Source organism: Kosakonia beeri, assembly GCF_054165705.1.
In genome coordinates this window covers 4,290,056-4,304,826 of record NZ_CM135106.1, presented here as the reverse complement: position 1 = coordinate 4,304,826, position 14,771 = coordinate 4,290,056, and the positions used below count along the sequence as shown (strand labels likewise).

At 54.5% G+C, this 14,771-nt stretch carries 21 protein-coding genes; 11 read left to right on the top strand and 10 right to left on the bottom strand.

Annotated elements, in window-relative coordinates; translation table 11 throughout:
• Positions 1–319: 319 nt before the first annotated feature.
• Genes ACUY4S_RS20370 through ACUY4S_RS20360 form a run of 3 tightly spaced genes read right to left on the bottom strand, consistent with a single transcriptional unit; the run spans position 320 to position 1,437 of the window.
• Complete coding sequence (locus ACUY4S_RS20370) at positions 320–523, bottom strand: ogr/Delta-like zinc finger family protein (protein WP_458021725.1); 204 nt, start codon at positions 521–523, stop codon at positions 320–322.
• Between the two features lie 3 nt (positions 524–526).
• A complete protein-coding gene (sid, locus tag ACUY4S_RS20365; RefSeq protein WP_458021724.1) occupies positions 527–1,162 on the bottom strand; it encodes a capsid size-determining scaffold Sid in 636 nt (211 codons plus the stop codon).
• An 8-nt stretch (positions 1,163–1,170) separates the two neighbouring features.
• Positions 1,171–1,437, bottom strand: coding sequence for a helix-turn-helix domain-containing protein (locus tag ACUY4S_RS20360; RefSeq protein WP_458021723.1), 267 nt, complete (start codon positions 1,435–1,437; stop codon positions 1,171–1,173).
• Positions 1,438–1,642: 205 nt separating this feature from the next.
• Between ACUY4S_RS20360 and ACUY4S_RS20355 the strand changes: the two genes are divergently transcribed.
• The 3 genes from ACUY4S_RS20355 to mmuM all read left to right on the top strand — a co-directional run bounded on the left by ACUY4S_RS20355 (position 1,643) and on the right by mmuM (position 4,494).
• On the top strand, positions 1,643–1,975 hold the full coding sequence (locus ACUY4S_RS20355; RefSeq protein WP_458021722.1) for a helix-turn-helix domain-containing protein: 333 nt from the start codon (positions 1,643–1,645) through the stop codon (positions 1,973–1,975).
• Positions 1,976–2,156: 181 nt separating this feature from the next.
• Positions 2,157–3,563, top strand: a complete 1,407-nt coding sequence (mmuP, locus tag ACUY4S_RS20350) for an S-methylmethionine permease (RefSeq protein WP_312686917.1) — start codon at positions 2,157–2,159, stop codon at positions 3,561–3,563.
• Positions 3,550–4,494 carry a homocysteine S-methyltransferase gene (mmuM, locus tag ACUY4S_RS20345; protein ID WP_458021721.1) on the top strand — a complete coding sequence of 315 codons (945 nt, stop codon included), beginning with the start codon at positions 3,550–3,552 and terminating at the stop codon, positions 4,492–4,494. Before mmuP ends, mmuM begins: the two co-directional genes overlap by 14 nt.
• A 70-nt stretch (positions 4,495–4,564) precedes the next feature.
• Here mmuM and ACUY4S_RS20340 read toward each other — a convergent pair whose 3' ends face one another.
• Positions 4,565–5,251 carry a hypothetical protein gene (locus ACUY4S_RS20340; RefSeq protein ID WP_458021720.1) on the bottom strand — a complete coding sequence of 229 codons (687 nt, stop codon included), beginning with the start codon at positions 5,249–5,251 and terminating at the stop codon, positions 4,565–4,567.
• Between the two features lie 410 nt (positions 5,252–5,661).
• Between ACUY4S_RS20340 and ACUY4S_RS20335 the strand changes: the two genes are divergently transcribed.
• On the top strand, positions 5,662–6,063 hold the full coding sequence (locus tag ACUY4S_RS20335; protein ID WP_458021719.1) for a T6SS amidase immunity protein Tai4 family protein: 402 nt from the start codon (positions 5,662–5,664) through the stop codon (positions 6,061–6,063).
• Between the two features lie 121 nt (positions 6,064–6,184).
• On the top strand, positions 6,185–6,805 hold the full coding sequence (locus ACUY4S_RS20330) for a DapH/DapD/GlmU-related protein (protein WP_458021718.1): 621 nt from the start codon (positions 6,185–6,187) through the stop codon (positions 6,803–6,805).
• On the opposite strand, the gene ACUY4S_RS20325 is transcribed toward ACUY4S_RS20330, so the two are convergent.
• Positions 6,806–8,155 (bottom strand): MFS transporter, encoded by a 1,350-nt coding sequence (locus tag ACUY4S_RS20325; RefSeq protein WP_458021717.1) that lies wholly within the window; start codon positions 8,153–8,155, stop codon positions 6,806–6,808.
• A 130-nt stretch (positions 8,156–8,285) separates the two neighbouring features.
• On the opposite strand from ACUY4S_RS20325, the gene ACUY4S_RS20320 reads away from it, so the two are divergent.
• Both ACUY4S_RS20320 and ACUY4S_RS20315 read left to right on the top strand, forming a co-directional pair.
• Complete coding sequence (locus tag ACUY4S_RS20320; RefSeq protein ID WP_312686928.1) at positions 8,286–9,197, top strand: LysR substrate-binding domain-containing protein; 912 nt, start codon at positions 8,286–8,288, stop codon at positions 9,195–9,197.
• Positions 9,198–9,199: 2 nt separating this feature from the next.
• A complete protein-coding gene (locus ACUY4S_RS20315; protein WP_458021716.1) occupies positions 9,200–9,541 on the top strand; it encodes a hypothetical protein in 342 nt (113 codons plus the stop codon).
• Between the two features lie 45 nt (positions 9,542–9,586).
• Here ACUY4S_RS20315 and ACUY4S_RS20310 read toward each other — a convergent pair whose 3' ends face one another.
• A complete protein-coding gene (locus ACUY4S_RS20310; RefSeq protein WP_312686932.1) occupies positions 9,587–10,135 on the bottom strand; it encodes a flavodoxin family protein in 549 nt (182 codons plus the stop codon).
• Positions 10,136–10,161: 26 nt separating this feature from the next.
• On the bottom strand, positions 10,162–10,602 hold the full coding sequence (locus ACUY4S_RS20305) for a DoxX family protein (RefSeq protein WP_312686933.1): 441 nt from the start codon (positions 10,600–10,602) through the stop codon (positions 10,162–10,164).
• A gap of 164 nt (positions 10,603–10,766) precedes the next feature.
• Here ACUY4S_RS20305 and ACUY4S_RS20300 point away from each other — a divergent pair, with 164 nt between their 5' ends.
• Complete coding sequence (locus tag ACUY4S_RS20300; RefSeq protein ID WP_312686934.1) at positions 10,767–11,165, top strand: winged helix-turn-helix transcriptional regulator; 399 nt, start codon at positions 10,767–10,769, stop codon at positions 11,163–11,165.
• A gap of 25 nt (positions 11,166–11,190) precedes the next feature.
• Here ACUY4S_RS20300 and ACUY4S_RS20295 read toward each other — a convergent pair whose 3' ends face one another.
• A complete protein-coding gene (locus ACUY4S_RS20295; RefSeq protein WP_312686935.1) occupies positions 11,191–11,436 on the bottom strand; it encodes a zinc ribbon domain-containing protein in 246 nt (81 codons plus the stop codon).
• Between the two features lie 149 nt (positions 11,437–11,585).
• Here ACUY4S_RS20295 and ACUY4S_RS20290 point away from each other — a divergent pair, with 149 nt between their 5' ends.
• Genes ACUY4S_RS20290 through ACUY4S_RS20280 form a run of 3 tightly spaced genes read left to right on the top strand, consistent with a single transcriptional unit; the run spans position 11,586 to position 13,506 of the window.
• Complete coding sequence (locus ACUY4S_RS20290; protein WP_312686936.1) at positions 11,586–12,623, top strand: hypothetical protein; 1,038 nt, start codon at positions 11,586–11,588, stop codon at positions 12,621–12,623.
• A gap of 17 nt (positions 12,624–12,640) precedes the next feature.
• The gene (locus tag ACUY4S_RS20285; RefSeq protein ID WP_458021715.1) at positions 12,641–13,051 is read left to right on the top strand and encodes a putative T6SS immunity periplasmic lipoprotein; all 411 of its coding nucleotides are present in this window, start codon (positions 12,641–12,643) and stop codon (positions 13,049–13,051) included.
• A gap of 2 nt (positions 13,052–13,053) precedes the next feature.
• On the top strand, positions 13,054–13,506 hold the full coding sequence (locus tag ACUY4S_RS20280) for a hypothetical protein (RefSeq protein ID WP_458021714.1): 453 nt from the start codon (positions 13,054–13,056) through the stop codon (positions 13,504–13,506).
• 15 nt (positions 13,507–13,521) lie between these two features.
• Here ACUY4S_RS20280 and ACUY4S_RS20275 read toward each other — a convergent pair whose 3' ends face one another.
• Both ACUY4S_RS20275 and ACUY4S_RS20270 read right to left on the bottom strand, forming a co-directional pair.
• Positions 13,522–13,797: a hypothetical protein gene (locus ACUY4S_RS20275; RefSeq protein WP_458021713.1), complete on the bottom strand. Its 276-nt coding sequence runs from the start codon at positions 13,795–13,797 to the stop codon at positions 13,522–13,524.
• Positions 13,794–14,744: a hypothetical protein gene (locus tag ACUY4S_RS20270; protein ID WP_458021712.1), complete on the bottom strand. Its 951-nt coding sequence runs from the start codon at positions 14,742–14,744 to the stop codon at positions 13,794–13,796. Before ACUY4S_RS20270 ends, ACUY4S_RS20275 begins: the two co-directional genes overlap by 4 nt.
• Positions 14,745–14,771: the final 27 nt, after the last annotated feature.

Here is a 14,771-nt window from a genome sequence, read left to right as displayed (position 1 = left end):
TTAAATATGAGGGTTGATACATGCCAGTAAAATTTGTCAGAAAAAAACAATGTTTGGCACTTGGCGCGCAATGCTCTCCCCGCCACGCCTGCCCGCTTTGCGGGGCGGTTTAAATGCAGATGCATGACCGGGCTCAGACCGCGCCGGGACTGGCGCGGGCAGGGTTCCGGCTGGCAGAGAAATAAATGCAGTTAAATGCACCTGATGCATGCAGGGTATTTTTCGGAAAAAATAACGGGATTTTTTGCTTTTTTTGGGGGACTGAGGGCGCAGCCGGTAGCCAGTACCGGCGCACATAAATCAGGATATTTTCGGGGAATTATTGTGGCTGAATACCTGCCTGCAAGACCTGATTTTCCGGCATGGCCGGTTTGCGTATCACACCGTCGAGTGTCTCCGTGGTACGGAACGTGGCCGAGCATTCAATACTGGTGCACTGGTGATAGCGCTGCTTGAGATTTTCCGTCAGATAGCGGCTGGTTCGAGCATGCGCAGGCTGTTTGCAGAACGGGCAGTGAAACATGGCTCAGCCCTCCGCCTGCTTTCTCTTTTCGGCCAGTTGCGTTGCAAGCTGCGTACGCTTCAGCGGACTTTTATACAGCGCCATATCCACGCCGGTCAGCGGCGGGCGGTGCATACCGAGCTGTGAGAAGACCGGCTCATTGTCCATATCAAAGTTATAAAATTGTGCCTGCACCGCAACATGCATATGCAGCTCCTCAGCCAGAATATCCGCCGGGCGCGTCGCACCGTTCAGCTCCAGCGCACGCAGGCGCAGACAGAACGCCCGCACCAGGGCCGGGCTGATGTCCCGCATGGCGTCTGCCCACTCTGCCTGTGCGCAGACGCCAAACGCCCGTGCATGTTCAGTGACATACGTTTCACCCGTCGTGCACGCTTCCAGCATGGCGCGGGATTTGTCCGTTTCCAGTTCAGCAATCAGGCCGGTGAACTCCTCCGCCAGCTCTCGACCGGCAATGTGTCTGCTGTGTCCGGCTTTGAGCTCCGGCGTCATGGTGTAAGTATCCCGCATAATCGTGCCATTCATATTTAGAGATATTCCGGCATACTCAATCTGCCAACGAAGGAGATCGCCATGCGTAAAGCCCGTTTTCAGCAGGCACGGATGGCGATGATTGATGGTGATCTGTATTTTCTGCATCAAAAAGTTCAGGATTGTCTTCTTCCGGTTCGCTTCCGCATTAGCAGGCTTCTATCTACCAGTACCCCGTCTTTATAATATCTTTCCGGCCAGATCACTTCCGGTGTAACCCCGATAGCTTCTGCGATTATGGCCTCTCCTTTTGGCCACGGTCTTTCCAATGCATTAGCCAATGTTGAAGAGCTTAAACCCATCGCGCGTGAAAGTGCGGCTAAAGATGTTCCTTTCTTATGCAGCGCCGCGACGACGTCTGCTTTATGCCAGTTCGTATCCATTTTGTTCGGCCTTCTGTTTAGGTTAATCACTTACAGTTAATACTACGTTATTCGTAGCTTGATTAAGTAGTGGAAAAACTACGTTTTACGTAGTTTTGAAAGAAGATCTCAATTTGATGTAATCGCAATGCAAATAAGGGGATCGCTTACTGATCTACGTATTTCGTAGTATCGATGACGCTGGATAACTACGATTATCGTAGCCATGAAAAATTCCAGTGCTTATAACGAAGTGTTCAGCAGGCGGCTAAAGGCAGCGCGCCTTGCTAAAGGGTTGTCGCAAAAGCAGCTCGGCATTCTGGCGGGGATTGATGAGTTTGTTGCCAGTCCGCGGATCAACCGATATGAAAAGGGGATTCATCAGGCAAACACTGAAATAGTCCAGCAACTCGCCCGCGTGTTGGAAGTGCCTTTAGCCTATTTTTATGCCGAAGATGATGACCTGGCCTCACTAATCAGCCACTGGGCCAGGGTTGATGCCGAAAGACGCAAGGCAATAATTGCTTTGATTGCTCCCACTTCCTCTGGAAGTGAATAACGTCTAAAAATCAAAAACCGGTCTTCCTGCAATACACCTCTACCTTCTAAAGACCGGCACTTTTTATCCCCTTTTGCCCACACCCCTCACCGTCAACACCATTCATCTGGCTTTTTGCTAACAATCACGATATAACAAATATCTATGGATGTTTAGATGTCTACACGTTTAGAAGGGTGATATGCAGCCACAACAGGAACCAGAAAAATTACAGCTTAAGCGAACCATGAAAACCCGCCACCTGATCATGCTGTCGCTTGGCGGGGTGATCGGTACAGGGCTGTTTTTCAACACCGGTTATATCATTTCAACCACCGGGGCGGCTGGCACGCTGCTGGCGTACCTGATTGGGGCGCTGGTGGTCTGGCTGGTGATGCAGTGCCTGGGCGAATTGTCTGTCGCCATGCCAGAAACCGGCGCGTTTCACGTTTACGCCAGCCGTTATCTTGGCCCGGCGACCGGCTATACCGTGGCGTGGCTGTACTGGCTGACCTGGACAGTAGCGCTCGGTTCCAGTTTTACCGCCGCCGGGTTCTGCATGCAGTACTGGTTCCCACAGGTGCCGGTATGGATATGGTGCGTGGTGTTCTGCGTGGTCATCTTTGGTCTGAATGTTATCTCTACCCGCTTTTTTGCCGAAGGTGAGTTCTGGTTCTCGCTGGTAAAAGTGGTCACCATTGTGGTCTTTATTGTGCTGGGCGGCGCAGCGGTCTTTGGCCTTATCCCCATGCAGGATGGCTCGCCCGCGCCGGGGCTGTCGAACATGACGGCAGAAGGCTGGCTGCCGCATGGCGCACTGCCGATCCTGATGACGATGGTCGCCGTTAACTTTGCGTTCTCTGGCACAGAACTGATTGGCATTGCCGCTGGCGAAACAGAAAACCCGCACAAAGCGATCCCGATTGCCATCCGCAGCACCATTGCGCGGCTGGTGATTTTCTTTATTGGTACCGTGTGCGTGCTGGCAGCGCTGATCCCGATGCAGCAGGCCGGGGTGGAGAAAAGCCCGTTCGTGCTGGTGTTCGAAAAAGTGGGCATCCCGTATGCGGCAGATATCTTTAACTTTGTCATTTTGACGGCGATCCTCTCGGCGGCGAACTCCGGGTTGTATGCCTCTGGCCGTATGCTGTGGTCGCTGTCAAATGAAAACACCCTGCCGCGCTGCTTCGCCCGCGTGACCAAAAACGGCGTACCGCTGACGGCGCTCTCAGTGTCGATGCTTGGCGGTGTGCTGGCGCTCTTTTCCAGCGTTATCGCGCCCGACACGGTGTTCGTGGCGCTGTCGGCAATTTCCGGTTTTGCCGTGGTGGCGGTGTGGATCAGCATCTGTGCTGCGCATTTTGTGTTCCGCCGTCGCCATCTTCAGGCCGGCAAGCCGCTGAGTGATTTACACTACCGCGCGCCCTGGTATCCGCTGGTGCCGGTGCTCGGTTTTGTGCTGTGCCTGGTGGCCTGCATCGGGCTGGCGTTTGATCCCAGCCAGAGAATTGCCCTCTATTGCGGGATACCGTTTGTCGCCCTGTGTTATGGTGCGTATTTCCTTACCAAAAGCCTGAAAACACAGGAGCCTGAACATGTCGCAGAATAATCCGCTGAGCCCGTTGCTCGAAACACAGCCGTTTATCGTGCTGGATGGTGCCATGGCAACGGAGCTGGAAGCGCGCGGATGCAACCTCGCCGATAGCCTGTGGTCCGCCAAAGTCCTGATGGAAAACCCGGCGCTCATCCGCGAAGTGCATCTCGACTATTTTCGTGCCGGGGCGCAGGTAGCGATCACCGCCAGCTACCAGGCCACACCCGCCGGGTTTGCGGCCCGTGGTCTGGACGAGGCGCAATCGCTGGCGCTGATTGGTAAGAGTGTGGAACTGGCGCGTAAGGCGCGTGAAGCGTTTCTTGCCGAAACCACCAACGCCGGCACGTTGCTGGTGGCTGGCTCTGTCGGGCCGTATGGGGCCTGGCTGGCGGACGGTTCGGAATACCGGGGTGACTACGTGCGCAGCCACGAGGAGTTTACTGCCTTTCATCGCCCGCGTGTGCAGGCGCTGCTGGATGCAGGAGCCGATCTGCTGGCATGTGAAACGTTCCCGTCCTTTGCCGAAAGCAAAGCGCTGGCGGATTTACTGAGCGAATACCCGCGTGCCCGCGCCTGGTTCTCGTTTACCCTGCGCGACAGCGAGCATTTAAGCGACGGGACGCCACTGCGCGAGGTGGTGAGCGCACTGGCGGCGTATCCGCAGATTGTGGCGCTGGGCATCAACTGTATTGCGCTAAAAGAGACGACCCCGGCGCTGAAACACCTGCAAAGCCTGACGTCCCTGCCGTTGGTGGTCTACCCGAACTCCGGCGAGCACTACGATGCAGTGACCAAAACCTGGTGCAGCCACGGTAACGCGAGCGAAACTCTGGCGGGCTATTTGCCGGACTGGCTGTCGGCCGGGGCGAAGCTGATCGGCGGTTGCTGTCGCACCACGCCAAAAGATATCGCTGCGTTGAAAGAATGGGGCGAGCAAGAAGCGTAACGCGCTGAAAGCGGCCAACCGTGCGCAACGCTGGCCGCTATCACAAGAGCCTGAAGAGGCTCAGTCTCTGTCAGTGAAACTGCACACTGCGCAATACCTTTTCAATCTCATCTTTGCTGGCCTGGCTCGTGGTGTTATAGGAGACGGTCAGGACTGCTGTTTTCTCTTCAAGCGGGATCTGGTAGTTCTTCATCTCCCAGTCGTCATTGTCGAGGATACCTTTGCGATGAAACTCAGCAAGAAAAGCGGGAGTGCCATTCACACTGGACAGGGAACAGTTAACAGCGCTGGTAAGCTCGCTGTTGATCTTTTTCAATGCTGGCGTTATTGACGTGGTGATCACCTCACACACGTCGTCGACGTCACCCCGGCTGAAGTGCCGCAAGTCATCACGTTCGATCATGTTATCGGTAAACGTCACTTTGACTGTCGCGGTATTTAGCTTGCCTTCCCGGTTTGCATTCGCAGTGAGTGAAAGGATTTTTTCACTCTGGAGCATGCCGGTTGCAGACGCGCTCGCTTTATCAACTTCTTTGGCTTGTTCTGCCGACATCAGCACCCATGCTTCAGGCAGTTCAAGGCTCAGTCCATAACCTGCCTCGTAGCGTTTGTAGCCTTCATGAGGCGTTTCAATAGCCGTTGCTGTCACAGCTGTAACGTCTTTTGTTTTATTGTCATCAGTCGCAATGAAGAAAATAACCTTCACAACAATAAATAACGCTACCACGAGTAACAGCCATTTTATTTTAATCATCATCTTTCCCTGTATTCATAATATCTTGCCATTGAGTAAAATCTCACAGGCTTGTAAATAGTGCGGCGTTCACACGATTTATCGCGGGTAATATAGGCACTGCCAGGCATAACGTCTCAGTGTTTCTGCACCGGCCACTATAAATAGTAGGGGGGAGGGTGAAGGGGATGGCGTTATATGGCTGTTACTGCTGATTTTTTTCAGTCGCGTTGGTGGCGCCTGACCTTGTTACCCTTTGAAGTTATGCGCTCGGTGATCGGCCGATTAAATGCTCAATACTCTTTAAAATCTCGGGGTGAAGCAACGATACTGGCTACGCTACACAGTGGAATAGTGCTTATTGCGATGATCACTATTATTTCAACGACCCGGCGTTAATAATAAACCGGGCATGGCAACTTCCGGGCTTTATCATGAAAAAAGTGTTTGTTTTGCTGATGACAATATCGTTTAGCGCTGCTGCTGAACGTCCTGCTGCGGCCAGCCGTACTTATGCACAAAATTACAAGGATGCCGCGTTGGCGCTTTGTGTCGCAAAAGCGTATGCCAGTGAACCAGGGGCCAGTAAAGATGCCTCTGCCAGCGCCAGCGGCCTGAGTAACTGGAGCGAGTACGATGCGGAAAACGGCGCGGGCAAGATGGGGGAACTGGCGGATCAGTTCCTGTCGCGTCAGTATGCCTCTCACGAGGGGAATAACATCAAACTCAATCTGATGAAATGCATCGACATGTATCACAGCAACGCGCTTGAGCAGCAGGTGCGCGATTATGTTCCACATCCGAAACGAAGCTGGATGCAGGACAACCCGAAGTAACACGTACCGCTCAATGACATTAAGCCGCTTTGAGGCGGCTTTATTTTCCCCGCCATTTCCCGTCATTTTCCCTACACAGATCTTTCATACAGTGGCGCTACCTGTGATGAGGGGAAAAACAATGAAGCTCGTAAAATTAGCTGAAACCTGGATCGATCCCGGCGTGCGTATGCGCGAATGCCGGGTTGGTCAGCAGTGCGAAGTGCTCGCCAATAGCCTGATGGAGTACAGCACGTTGGGGGATTTCTCCTATCTGGGGGAATACTGCACCGTTGCCGATGCGGAGATCGGCAAGTTCACGGCGATTGCCAATAATGTGCGCATTGGCGCACCTAATCATCCCATGGAGCGCCCGTCACAGCATCGTATTACTTATTGCCCGGAGTACTACTCTGCCAGTGCCACGCGCGATCATGACTTTTTTGCCCGTCGCCGCGGCGACAGCGTCACCATCGGCAACGATGTGTGGATTGGCCATGCGGCAATAATCCTGCCCGGTGTCACCGTGGGAGACGGCGCGGTGATTGCTGCTGGCGCGGTGGTAAGCAAAGACGTCGCGCCGTACACCATTGTCGGCGGTGTTCCCGCCAGAACCATCCGGCTGCGTTTTTCACCGCACATTGGCCGCCAGTTGCAGCAGATTGCCTGGTGGGACTGGCCGCTGGAAACGATTATCGAGCGGATGGCCGATTTTCAGGAGCTGCATATCGAGGCATTTTGTGAAAAGTGGGGAGGCCAGTAGCTAACGTCGGGGTGCGCAAAGCGCGACCAGCGCCCCCACCGCTGCAGCGCCAGATAACAGCTGGAAGGCGGCTGACCAGTGCGTTATATCCGGTTGCGAACCGATCAGCAGCGAGAGGGCAGCGAGCGTTATTGCCCCGGCGGTGTACTGGCTGGTGACCATCAGCGCACTGGCGCGTCCTTGCAGTGATGCGGGCACAGCGGCCAGGCCGACGGCGAACATCGCCGGATAAATCAACCCGTGACCAAGGCCGCTCAGCACTATCCCAAGCATAAAGATCGGCGCATGAGCCGTGGGCAGCGCGCTGGCCAGCAGCCATAACCCCAGCGCCGCGCAGGCAAAGCCGATCACTAATACGCTGGCGCTGGTGTAACGCGCTATGAGCCGGGTGTACAGTGCATTCCCTGTCACAATCAGTACTGCGAGCGGGATGAACAACAACCCGGTAGTGACGGCATCCCGCTGTAGGGTTTGTTGCCAGAACAGCGTCATCGCGTAAAACTGGCTGCCGACGCTGGCCATATAAAAGGCGCTACTCAGCCAGCCGCTTTGCAGGCCCGGCAGGCTGCGCAACCTGCGGGACAATAACGGCTGCGGCGCAAAGCGCTCATGCAGAATAAACACCAACAGCATGGCTGCCGCCAGCCGGTTTGCGACATAATCCGCAGCGCCATTCCCGGCGTAGCACATCATTGCCCACACCAGCGCCCCGGCCGCCGCGCAGCCCACCAGCGCACCGAAGCCGGTGCGTTCTGCCGGGTGTTGCACGGGCACTATCGGGTCATCATGCTTTACCCACCACAGAGCCAGCAGGCCGGGGAGCAGATTAATCAGGAATATCGCCCGCCAGCTCAATGCGGTGAGCACACCGCCCAGCACCACCCCGGCCACCAGGCCCAGCGCGCCGAGCGCACTCCAGATAGCCAGCGCCCGTCGGTGCGACTCCCCCTGAAAGCGTTGCCCCATTAGCGCCAGGATTGCCGGTTGTAGCAGCGCTGCCGCAATGCCTTGCCCACCGCGGGCAACCAGCAGCAATGTTCCGTTCAGCGCCAGTCCACCGAGCAGTGAAGAGAACAAAAACAGCGCCATACCGATGCTGAAGATCCGCCGCGCGCCAAAGCGGTCGCACAAGCTACCACCGGGTAACAGCAGCGCGGCGAAGGTCAGCCCATAAAGGGACACGACCCACTGCATCTCGCTGAGTGAAAGATGTAACTGCCGGGCCAGTGTGGGCAGCGCAACATAAACAATGGCGTAATCCAGCGCAATGAGCGCCTGAGCAATGCCGGGTGCCAGCAAAGGGCGGTATCGGGCAAAAGAGGAGGACGCGAGCGCGTTAAGTTGCGTCATAGGGAATTCCTGTTAATCTGCAATGGATGAATAATCCTCACGGATTATTCGCGATGCTTAACAGGCTAAGCCCTGGTAGCAGGTGTAATCAAAGTCATTTTTTTCAGCCAGAGATGAGTTAAATTCAGCTATGCGTCCGCGCCGCTTACCTCCGCTTACCGCTATCCGCGCGTTTGACGCGGTTGCCCGCCATGCCAGTTTTAAACGTGCAGCGGATGAAATCGGCGTCACGCCGACGGCTATCAGCCACCAAATCCGCATCCTGGAAGCGTCACTGGATCAACGCTTATTCACGCGTTCGGCTCGTGCCGTCACGCTGACGGCGGCGGGTGAGATCCTGTTTCGTGCGTCCGGTAATATCTTCGCCACGCTGCGCGAGGCCGTGGATACCATCGCTAGCGTTGGGCAAACAGCGGCACTGACGCTCAGTACCACGTCCAACTTTCTGACCAACTGGCTGGTGCCGCGTTTGCCGTCTTTACAGCGTCAGCATCCTGCGCTGGAGCTGCGCTTGCACAGCAGCACCGGGCTGGTGGATGTGCGCAGCGGTATGGCGGACTGCGCGATCCGCTATAGCATGCAGGCCGATGAGTCACTGGATAACACACTGCTGTACCGCGATCACTTTGTGCTGGTGGCCAGTCCACAACTGGCGTTACAAAGCCTGGAGGATTTAGCGGGCTTAACGTTATTCCATATTGAAAACCGCCATGTGCCCACGCCAGAGCCGGACTGGGCGCACTGGAAAGCCGCCTTTGGCCCCGTGAATTTGTCGGTGCAATCCGGCATCCGTTTTGATGATGAAACGCATGCGATTCAGGCGGCGATTGCCGGGCAGGGCGTGCTGCTTGCCAGCGAGTTGCTGATCCAGAATGCGCTGGCACAAAAGCTGTTGCGCATCGCCGCACCTGGCAAGCTGCCCGGCGGGAATTACTACTTTGTCACCAGCCATGAAAAAGCGCAGCGGCAAGACGTGCAGCAAATTAAACAGTGGCTGCAGGGCGAGTTCGCCACGCGGAATGTTGAAAAGAGCGAAGGATGAGAATGAATAAAACATTACTTCTGCTGGCCCTGTTCGCCTGCGGCGCAGCCCATGCCGCTACATGGCAGCAAGTCGATTCCCCGAACAAACCGCGCACGCTGATGACCGGGCCGGATACGTTCAAAAACCGGCTGCGCTACTGGTTTGTCATGGAGGACGGTAATCCTTCCGTCTATGAGGTATTGCAAAAAAACCGCAGCGGCGAATGGGTGGATGTGATGCACCCCACGCAAAACCCGGTGCTGGTGATCAAAGGCAATACACTCACCCTTGAACGCCGCGACGGAAACAAGGTAATGAGCGCAGAGCGGTTTGAAAAGGTCGTGAAGTCAGCAGAGAGATAAAAAAGCCAGGTTGCCCCGGCCTTATCTTATTCATACCAGTTGAACTCAGTGAAAGCGGTGGGTGATATCCGCCACGCGTTGACCGAATTTCACTGCGGTATCCAGGTCGCCGGAGGCGATCTGGTCGGCGCCGGCGTCGGACGGAGACTGTACCAGCAGGCCAACGGAGCCGCCAAGGTTGTTGATATCCTGGCGGGTTGCGGCCAGCGTGTTCGCCGGCAGCAGGCCGAGGCTGACCCAAATGCCGCCATGCTGTGATGCCAGAGTTTGCAGGTACTGCAGCGAAACCTGTTTATCACCGTTCAGGCTGGCGCTGTTGCTGAAACCGGCAAAGACTTTGTCCTGCCAGGCGCGGGTGAACCAGGCTTTGGAGCTGGCATCAGCGAATTTTTTAAACTGCCACGGCACGCCGCCCATGTAAGTCGGTGCGCCAAAAATGATCGCCTTTGCCTCATTCAGTGCCTGCCAGTCGCTCTCCTGAATCTCGCCATTATTGTCCACGGCGATAAGCTGTGCATTTGCGCCTTCGGCCACTTTCTCGGCTACTGCTTTGGTGTGTCCATAACCTGAATAATAAATCACAACAATTGACATATTTTTCTCCTGTTAATGAGAGATAACTAACGCCATTCTTTTTCTTTATCGGCGGACAGGGCATATTTCCCCGCGCCCAAAAACATAATGCACAGACCGCCCAGAAAATAGAGAGCTTCGCTCTCCAGTCCCCACGCGCCAACGTTGGTCAGGGTAAAAAATTTATCGGTACCCACCAGCAAGGTCGCCACCAGAATATTGAAGGCATAAATCAACGCGGCCTGGCGGGTAAACAGCCCGATAATTATCAGTACCGGCGTAATGATTTCCCCCACAAACACGCCGTAAGCAATAAAACCGGGTAACCCCTGGGCAACCAGCATGTCGGCAATCCAGCCCACACCATGCTGCACTTTGGCCACACCGTGAAACAGCATCAACACGCCAAATGTCAGGCGTAACAGCAGCTTGCCGAAGTCCGGGTGTGAGGCGAAGCGAATAAATGCAGTATTTAACCGGCTAATCATCCTTATTCCTTTCTGGTCCGTAGCAGAATTTTTGCCATTTTTGGCACCTTAGTATCAAATAGAAACTTAGGTCTGAGTTATACACACCGCGCTGCGGTTGCGGAAGAAGGCACCCGAAGGGCACTACGTTTCCTTGAGGAAACCTACTACGAGATGTTGTCGTTATGATTAAGCCGTCCATTCCTTACGATATTTACGATAACCGTTGCCCCACGCGCGACATGCTGGCACGTCTTGCAGACAAATGGGCGCTGCTGGTGCTGGCGCGGCTGGAAAACGGGCCAATGCGTTTTAATGGCCTGAAACGGGACATCCGGCTTATCACCCAGAAGGTGCTGACCCAGACGCTGCGTAAGCTTGAGCGCGACGGCATTATCGCTCGTGAAGTGTTTTACACCGTGCCGGTCTCGGTCGAGTACAGTCTTACACCGCTCGGACGCACGCTAACGGAAACCGTCTCAGTGCTGGCGCACTGGGTAGAAAACAATATGGATGCCGTACTGGCTGCGCAGGCGGCGTATGACGAGGCCAATGCGCCGAAAATAAAGGAACCCGCGGAGTAACGTGGGTTCCGAAACGGCACGGTAGTTAAGCCCGATCGGCCCAGGCGGGCATCGCGGTCAGGTAACGAATAGCGCGTTTCCGTGCTTCTTCGATTCCCACGTTTTGCCAGGAATCGAGATACTGTGCGAGACCTGCTACCGCCTCTTCCCAGGACTTCAGGTTCCCTTCGCTGTCTGTGCAGTAGGCGCAATAATGATCGCTCGGGCCACGGGCATCCGGTGCGGATAGCGGCATGCCACAGGAGTGGCAGAATTGTTCAGAATGAGACATGGGATGTTCCTTGTTAGTGAGTTGGTTAATAAATATACCGCCGTCGCGCGCCATGAAGTGTCTGCCTGGTCAAATAACCACTTTTTAATCATGGTTATCTGGTGAGGCAGGTTGCCGTACACTTTCCGGGGCATCGCAAGGAGAACGCTATGACAGAGTACTGGTGGAAGGATCTTCTCGATCGTAATGAGAGCTGGCAGGGGCTGGAGCTGAAGGTACGCAGCGGCGATGGTCAGGCGATGGAGATGCAAAGTGGGCACAACGGGCGGATGGCATTGCAGGTGAACGGCGAGACGTTATTCTGGGCCACCATGCTGCAGGACCACTCGGGTGTCTGGCTCATTTTCAACGCAGAGCATCCCGCCCAACAGCTGTTGATACCGGCCATTACCTCTGCGGATGTCGAAAATGCCCTGCAAAATAGCCAGGCCGACAGGCCACGCCACTGGTGCCGCTATTTTGCCCGCGCATTAATGGAGGCTCCGACCCCGCTGTTACCGCCGGGACGCTGGCTACTGCGCCCGATGGAGCAGGTCAAACCGACCGCGCCCTATGTCATGAACCAACCCTTGCCGTTTACGCAGTGGCGTTTTCACAGCCCGGCCAGTAGCGCGCAGATTGGCGTTAACTGGGCGCTGTACAGCGAGGACTTTCCCGACCTGCAAAACCCGGAAAAAGTCACTTTTGTCGACTGGTGGTGGGGCGGCCATTTGCTGCTTGCCCGTTATCCGGTTGAGGCCAGCAGTGGGCGCGTAAAATGGTGGCGCAAAAAGTGTCGTGAAGGCGCGTTGCCGCCGGTTCTGGTGTGGTTTATTGCCGGGCTGGCCTCGTTTGTTATCCTCGACGGGCATGACCGTTTACAGGCAGCGCTGGCGGAAGGCATCCAGCCGCAGTTTTTGGTGCTCAGCGAGTTAAGCGAGCAGAACTACACTCCCACGGAAGAGACGCGACAACGTGTTTTGCACTCGCTGGCCATTCAGCAGGAAAAGTGTAAAAAAACCGGCGCCAACATTGATGCGATGAACCAGTCACTGCTGAACCTGTACGATACCCGTTATCTCTATGCGCGCACCCACAGTCGTGCCGTGCTGGGTGATGGCAGGGCGTGGGAACACGAGGTAACCGCCTATTTGCAACGCCATCAGCTGGTGTCGTATTTAGCAAACATTCTGGCGCGGGAGGCATGAGCATGCCGGGGGCTGCCATGAAAAGCGTCGTTAAAGAGAAAAGCATGCTGCTGCTGGCGGTGCTGATGTTGACGGGGTGCCCTGGCCCGGGCGATCGGTTGCCTGACCGCGAGTCGGCACAGGTAGGAGTGAAAGAGAACGCCGTATGCATTGTCTATCCGGTGCAGCCCGGCGATCTTATTGATCACCTTGAGTTTCATGACCAGTCAGGTAAGGCGTTTTATGCGGAACCTGGCGATGGGGATTTTCATCCGGCTGCCGGGCATTGCCTGCGAACCTACGGCCAGGATCTGCGCCCCGCCCAGGCGTATGCGCTGCACTACGGTGTGAGTAACCCGCAAGTGCCTTACCGGTTTGTCAGCGCGGTCTTTACCACTTCGTATGACGACAAAGGCGTGTTGCACATCGCCAACGGATGGGAGGAGTAACCATGACGGGCAATCCGGTTTTCTGCGTTGTGTTGCGTAGCCTGAAGTGGGTGGCGCTGTTTATTGTTGCGCTGGGGTTAGTGCTGTTCTTTTTCCTCTGGTTGATGCTGTCGGGCGTGGGCGAAACGACCGTGTACAGCGAGCGCAATCTCTGGGATTACCACACCTTAACCCAGGACGCCATTGCACAGGCTCCGCGCATCAGTCCGACGTATCACTTCGAATTCCACAATGGCGATGGCTACCCGTCCTCTAATAGCATCATCTTTGAGCATGCCAGCAATGCCGGGGCGCTACGCGACTATTTGCGCAGCATGGGCTACCAGCAGGACACGCGCCCGGCGTGGGACGGGGAAAGATGGAGCAAACCTGACGAGCCGCAATCTGATATGTTTGCGATTTCCGAGGATGTGCAAAACAAGCAGATCACCCTCACACAAACGCTGAGTTGGTAAGCGCTTACTGAAACGCTAGCCTCGAGGATTCTGGATATATTTGTCGCGATGGTTTTTATAACCAACACACTCTCCTGTTTCAGGATTGACATAGTACTTAATCGGCGACGGTAGAAATAGCTCATTGAACGGTGCGTCAGGGGGCGGCGCAATATTGGTGCTGATTTGCCAAAACTGCGCACCTTCAATTTCAACCAGCGTTGCTGTATGAAAATTATAGTCCCAGTTATTTTTGAACTTTTTAAGTGCATAGGTTTTGGCAGATTCAATTGCTTGTTTCTCATCAATCATTGCTGAACACCATAATAGACGTTATACATCGCTCCCCCGACTGTGACTGGACCAAGCAAAATACCGGCAGCTTCGTGCCGCAATGCAGTGTAGGTTATTTGATAATTATCACCGAGAGGGAATCGGAAACCTTCCAGGATATAACGTGATGAAACCCCATTTGCCCTTAAAAGAGCAATTGTTTCGGCGAGTGTTTCTTCTAAGTAGCGAAGAATATAGGATTTGTAGTAGCCACAATGATGAAGATAGGCTCGGGATTCTCTGAATAAATAGAATTTTGCGGCAATAAATTGATGTACCCTTTCATGGTAAATCGCTTCTAATACAGCATGTGCTGCCTCTTCTGCTGTTGTTTTTGTTCTGTCAAAATTGCGCCCGATAGTAATATCACCCGAAATGGATGTTTCTCCATTTCCTGCTGTCTGGTTCTTGGTAAATCTGATCTTAGGTCGGTAACGCCACCCGGGGTGGCTATTTTTTGGCATATTTAAACGTGCCGCCACTTTTTGCGTATATTTCGGCAGCCTTGCGCCATTGAGGTGGGTATTAAAAACATCATCAGGTTTCTTACGCAAAAGAAGGGCAAAAACCGTATTTATACCAATAAGCGTAATCGCTTCTGCCAGGTCCTTTGCCGCGTCATCAATCTCCATTTCTGACCTGGCCGCATGGGTTTTGATTGCAAAATCATAGAGTTTTTTACCGGCCTCAACGGCCACGCCACCAATGGCTGCCCAGCCGACAATGAGTAAAATGATATCTGCTATTTCCCCTACGCCTAAGAAATGCGCGCCGGCCCATAACACGACAATCCCTGCCATGGTTGCCAGTGATTGAGGAGTGATTAATGCTAATAATTGTTGCCCCACATCTGCTGGTACTAACGTTGCAGCTTTAATGAGAACGAGCCGAAGTTTTGCCTGTAAGTCCAGGTGAGTAACATCCATTAGTTTACTCCGTGAGAGGTTTGCAGC

Coding starts and splice junctions, on each gene's coding strand:
- mmuP (WP_312686917.1), top strand. CDS start 2,157: ATGCAGCCACAACAGGAACCAGAAAAATTACAGCTTAAGCGAACCATG.
- ACUY4S_RS20355 (WP_458021722.1), top strand. CDS start 1,643: ATGAAAAATTCCAGTGCTTATAACGAAGTGTTCAGCAGGCGGCTAAAG.
- ACUY4S_RS20280 (WP_458021714.1), top strand. CDS start 13,054: ATGACGGGCAATCCGGTTTTCTGCGTTGTGTTGCGTAGCCTGAAGTGG.
- ACUY4S_RS20295 (WP_312686935.1), bottom strand. CDS start 11,436: ATGTCTCATTCTGAACAATTCTGCCACTCCTGTGGCATGCCGCTATCC.
- ACUY4S_RS20275 (WP_458021713.1), bottom strand. CDS start 13,797: ATGATTGATGAGAAACAAGCAATTGAATCTGCCAAAACCTATGCACTT.
- ACUY4S_RS20340 (WP_458021720.1), bottom strand. CDS start 5,251: ATGATGATTAAAATAAAATGGCTGTTACTCGTGGTAGCGTTATTTATT.
- ACUY4S_RS20325 (WP_458021717.1), bottom strand. CDS start 8,155: ATGACGCAACTTAACGCGCTCGCGTCCTCCTCTTTTGCCCGATACCGC.
- ACUY4S_RS20335 (WP_458021719.1), top strand. CDS start 5,662: ATGAAAAAAGTGTTTGTTTTGCTGATGACAATATCGTTTAGCGCTGCT.
- sid (WP_458021724.1), bottom strand. CDS start 1,162: ATGCAGAAAATACAGATCACCATCAATCATCGCCATCCGTGCCTGCTG.
- ACUY4S_RS20285 (WP_458021715.1), top strand. CDS start 12,641: ATGAAAAGCGTCGTTAAAGAGAAAAGCATGCTGCTGCTGGCGGTGCTG.
- mmuM (WP_458021721.1), top strand. CDS start 3,550: ATGTCGCAGAATAATCCGCTGAGCCCGTTGCTCGAAACACAGCCGTTT.
- ACUY4S_RS20270 (WP_458021712.1), bottom strand. CDS start 14,744: ATGGATGTTACTCACCTGGACTTACAGGCAAAACTTCGGCTCGTTCTC.
- ACUY4S_RS20370 (WP_458021725.1), bottom strand. CDS start 523: ATGTTTCACTGCCCGTTCTGCAAACAGCCTGCGCATGCTCGAACCAGC.
- ACUY4S_RS20330 (WP_458021718.1), top strand. CDS start 6,185: ATGAAGCTCGTAAAATTAGCTGAAACCTGGATCGATCCCGGCGTGCGT.
- ACUY4S_RS20320 (WP_312686928.1), top strand. CDS start 8,286: ATGCGTCCGCGCCGCTTACCTCCGCTTACCGCTATCCGCGCGTTTGAC.
- ACUY4S_RS20310 (WP_312686932.1), bottom strand. CDS start 10,135: ATGTCAATTGTTGTGATTTATTATTCAGGTTATGGACACACCAAAGCA.
- ACUY4S_RS20360 (WP_458021723.1), bottom strand. CDS start 1,437: ATGGATACGAACTGGCATAAAGCAGACGTCGTCGCGGCGCTGCATAAG.
- ACUY4S_RS20290 (WP_312686936.1), top strand. CDS start 11,586: ATGACAGAGTACTGGTGGAAGGATCTTCTCGATCGTAATGAGAGCTGG.
- ACUY4S_RS20315 (WP_458021716.1), top strand. CDS start 9,200: ATGAATAAAACATTACTTCTGCTGGCCCTGTTCGCCTGCGGCGCAGCC.
- ACUY4S_RS20305 (WP_312686933.1), bottom strand. CDS start 10,602: ATGATTAGCCGGTTAAATACTGCATTTATTCGCTTCGCCTCACACCCG.
- ACUY4S_RS20300 (WP_312686934.1), top strand. CDS start 10,767: ATGATTAAGCCGTCCATTCCTTACGATATTTACGATAACCGTTGCCCC.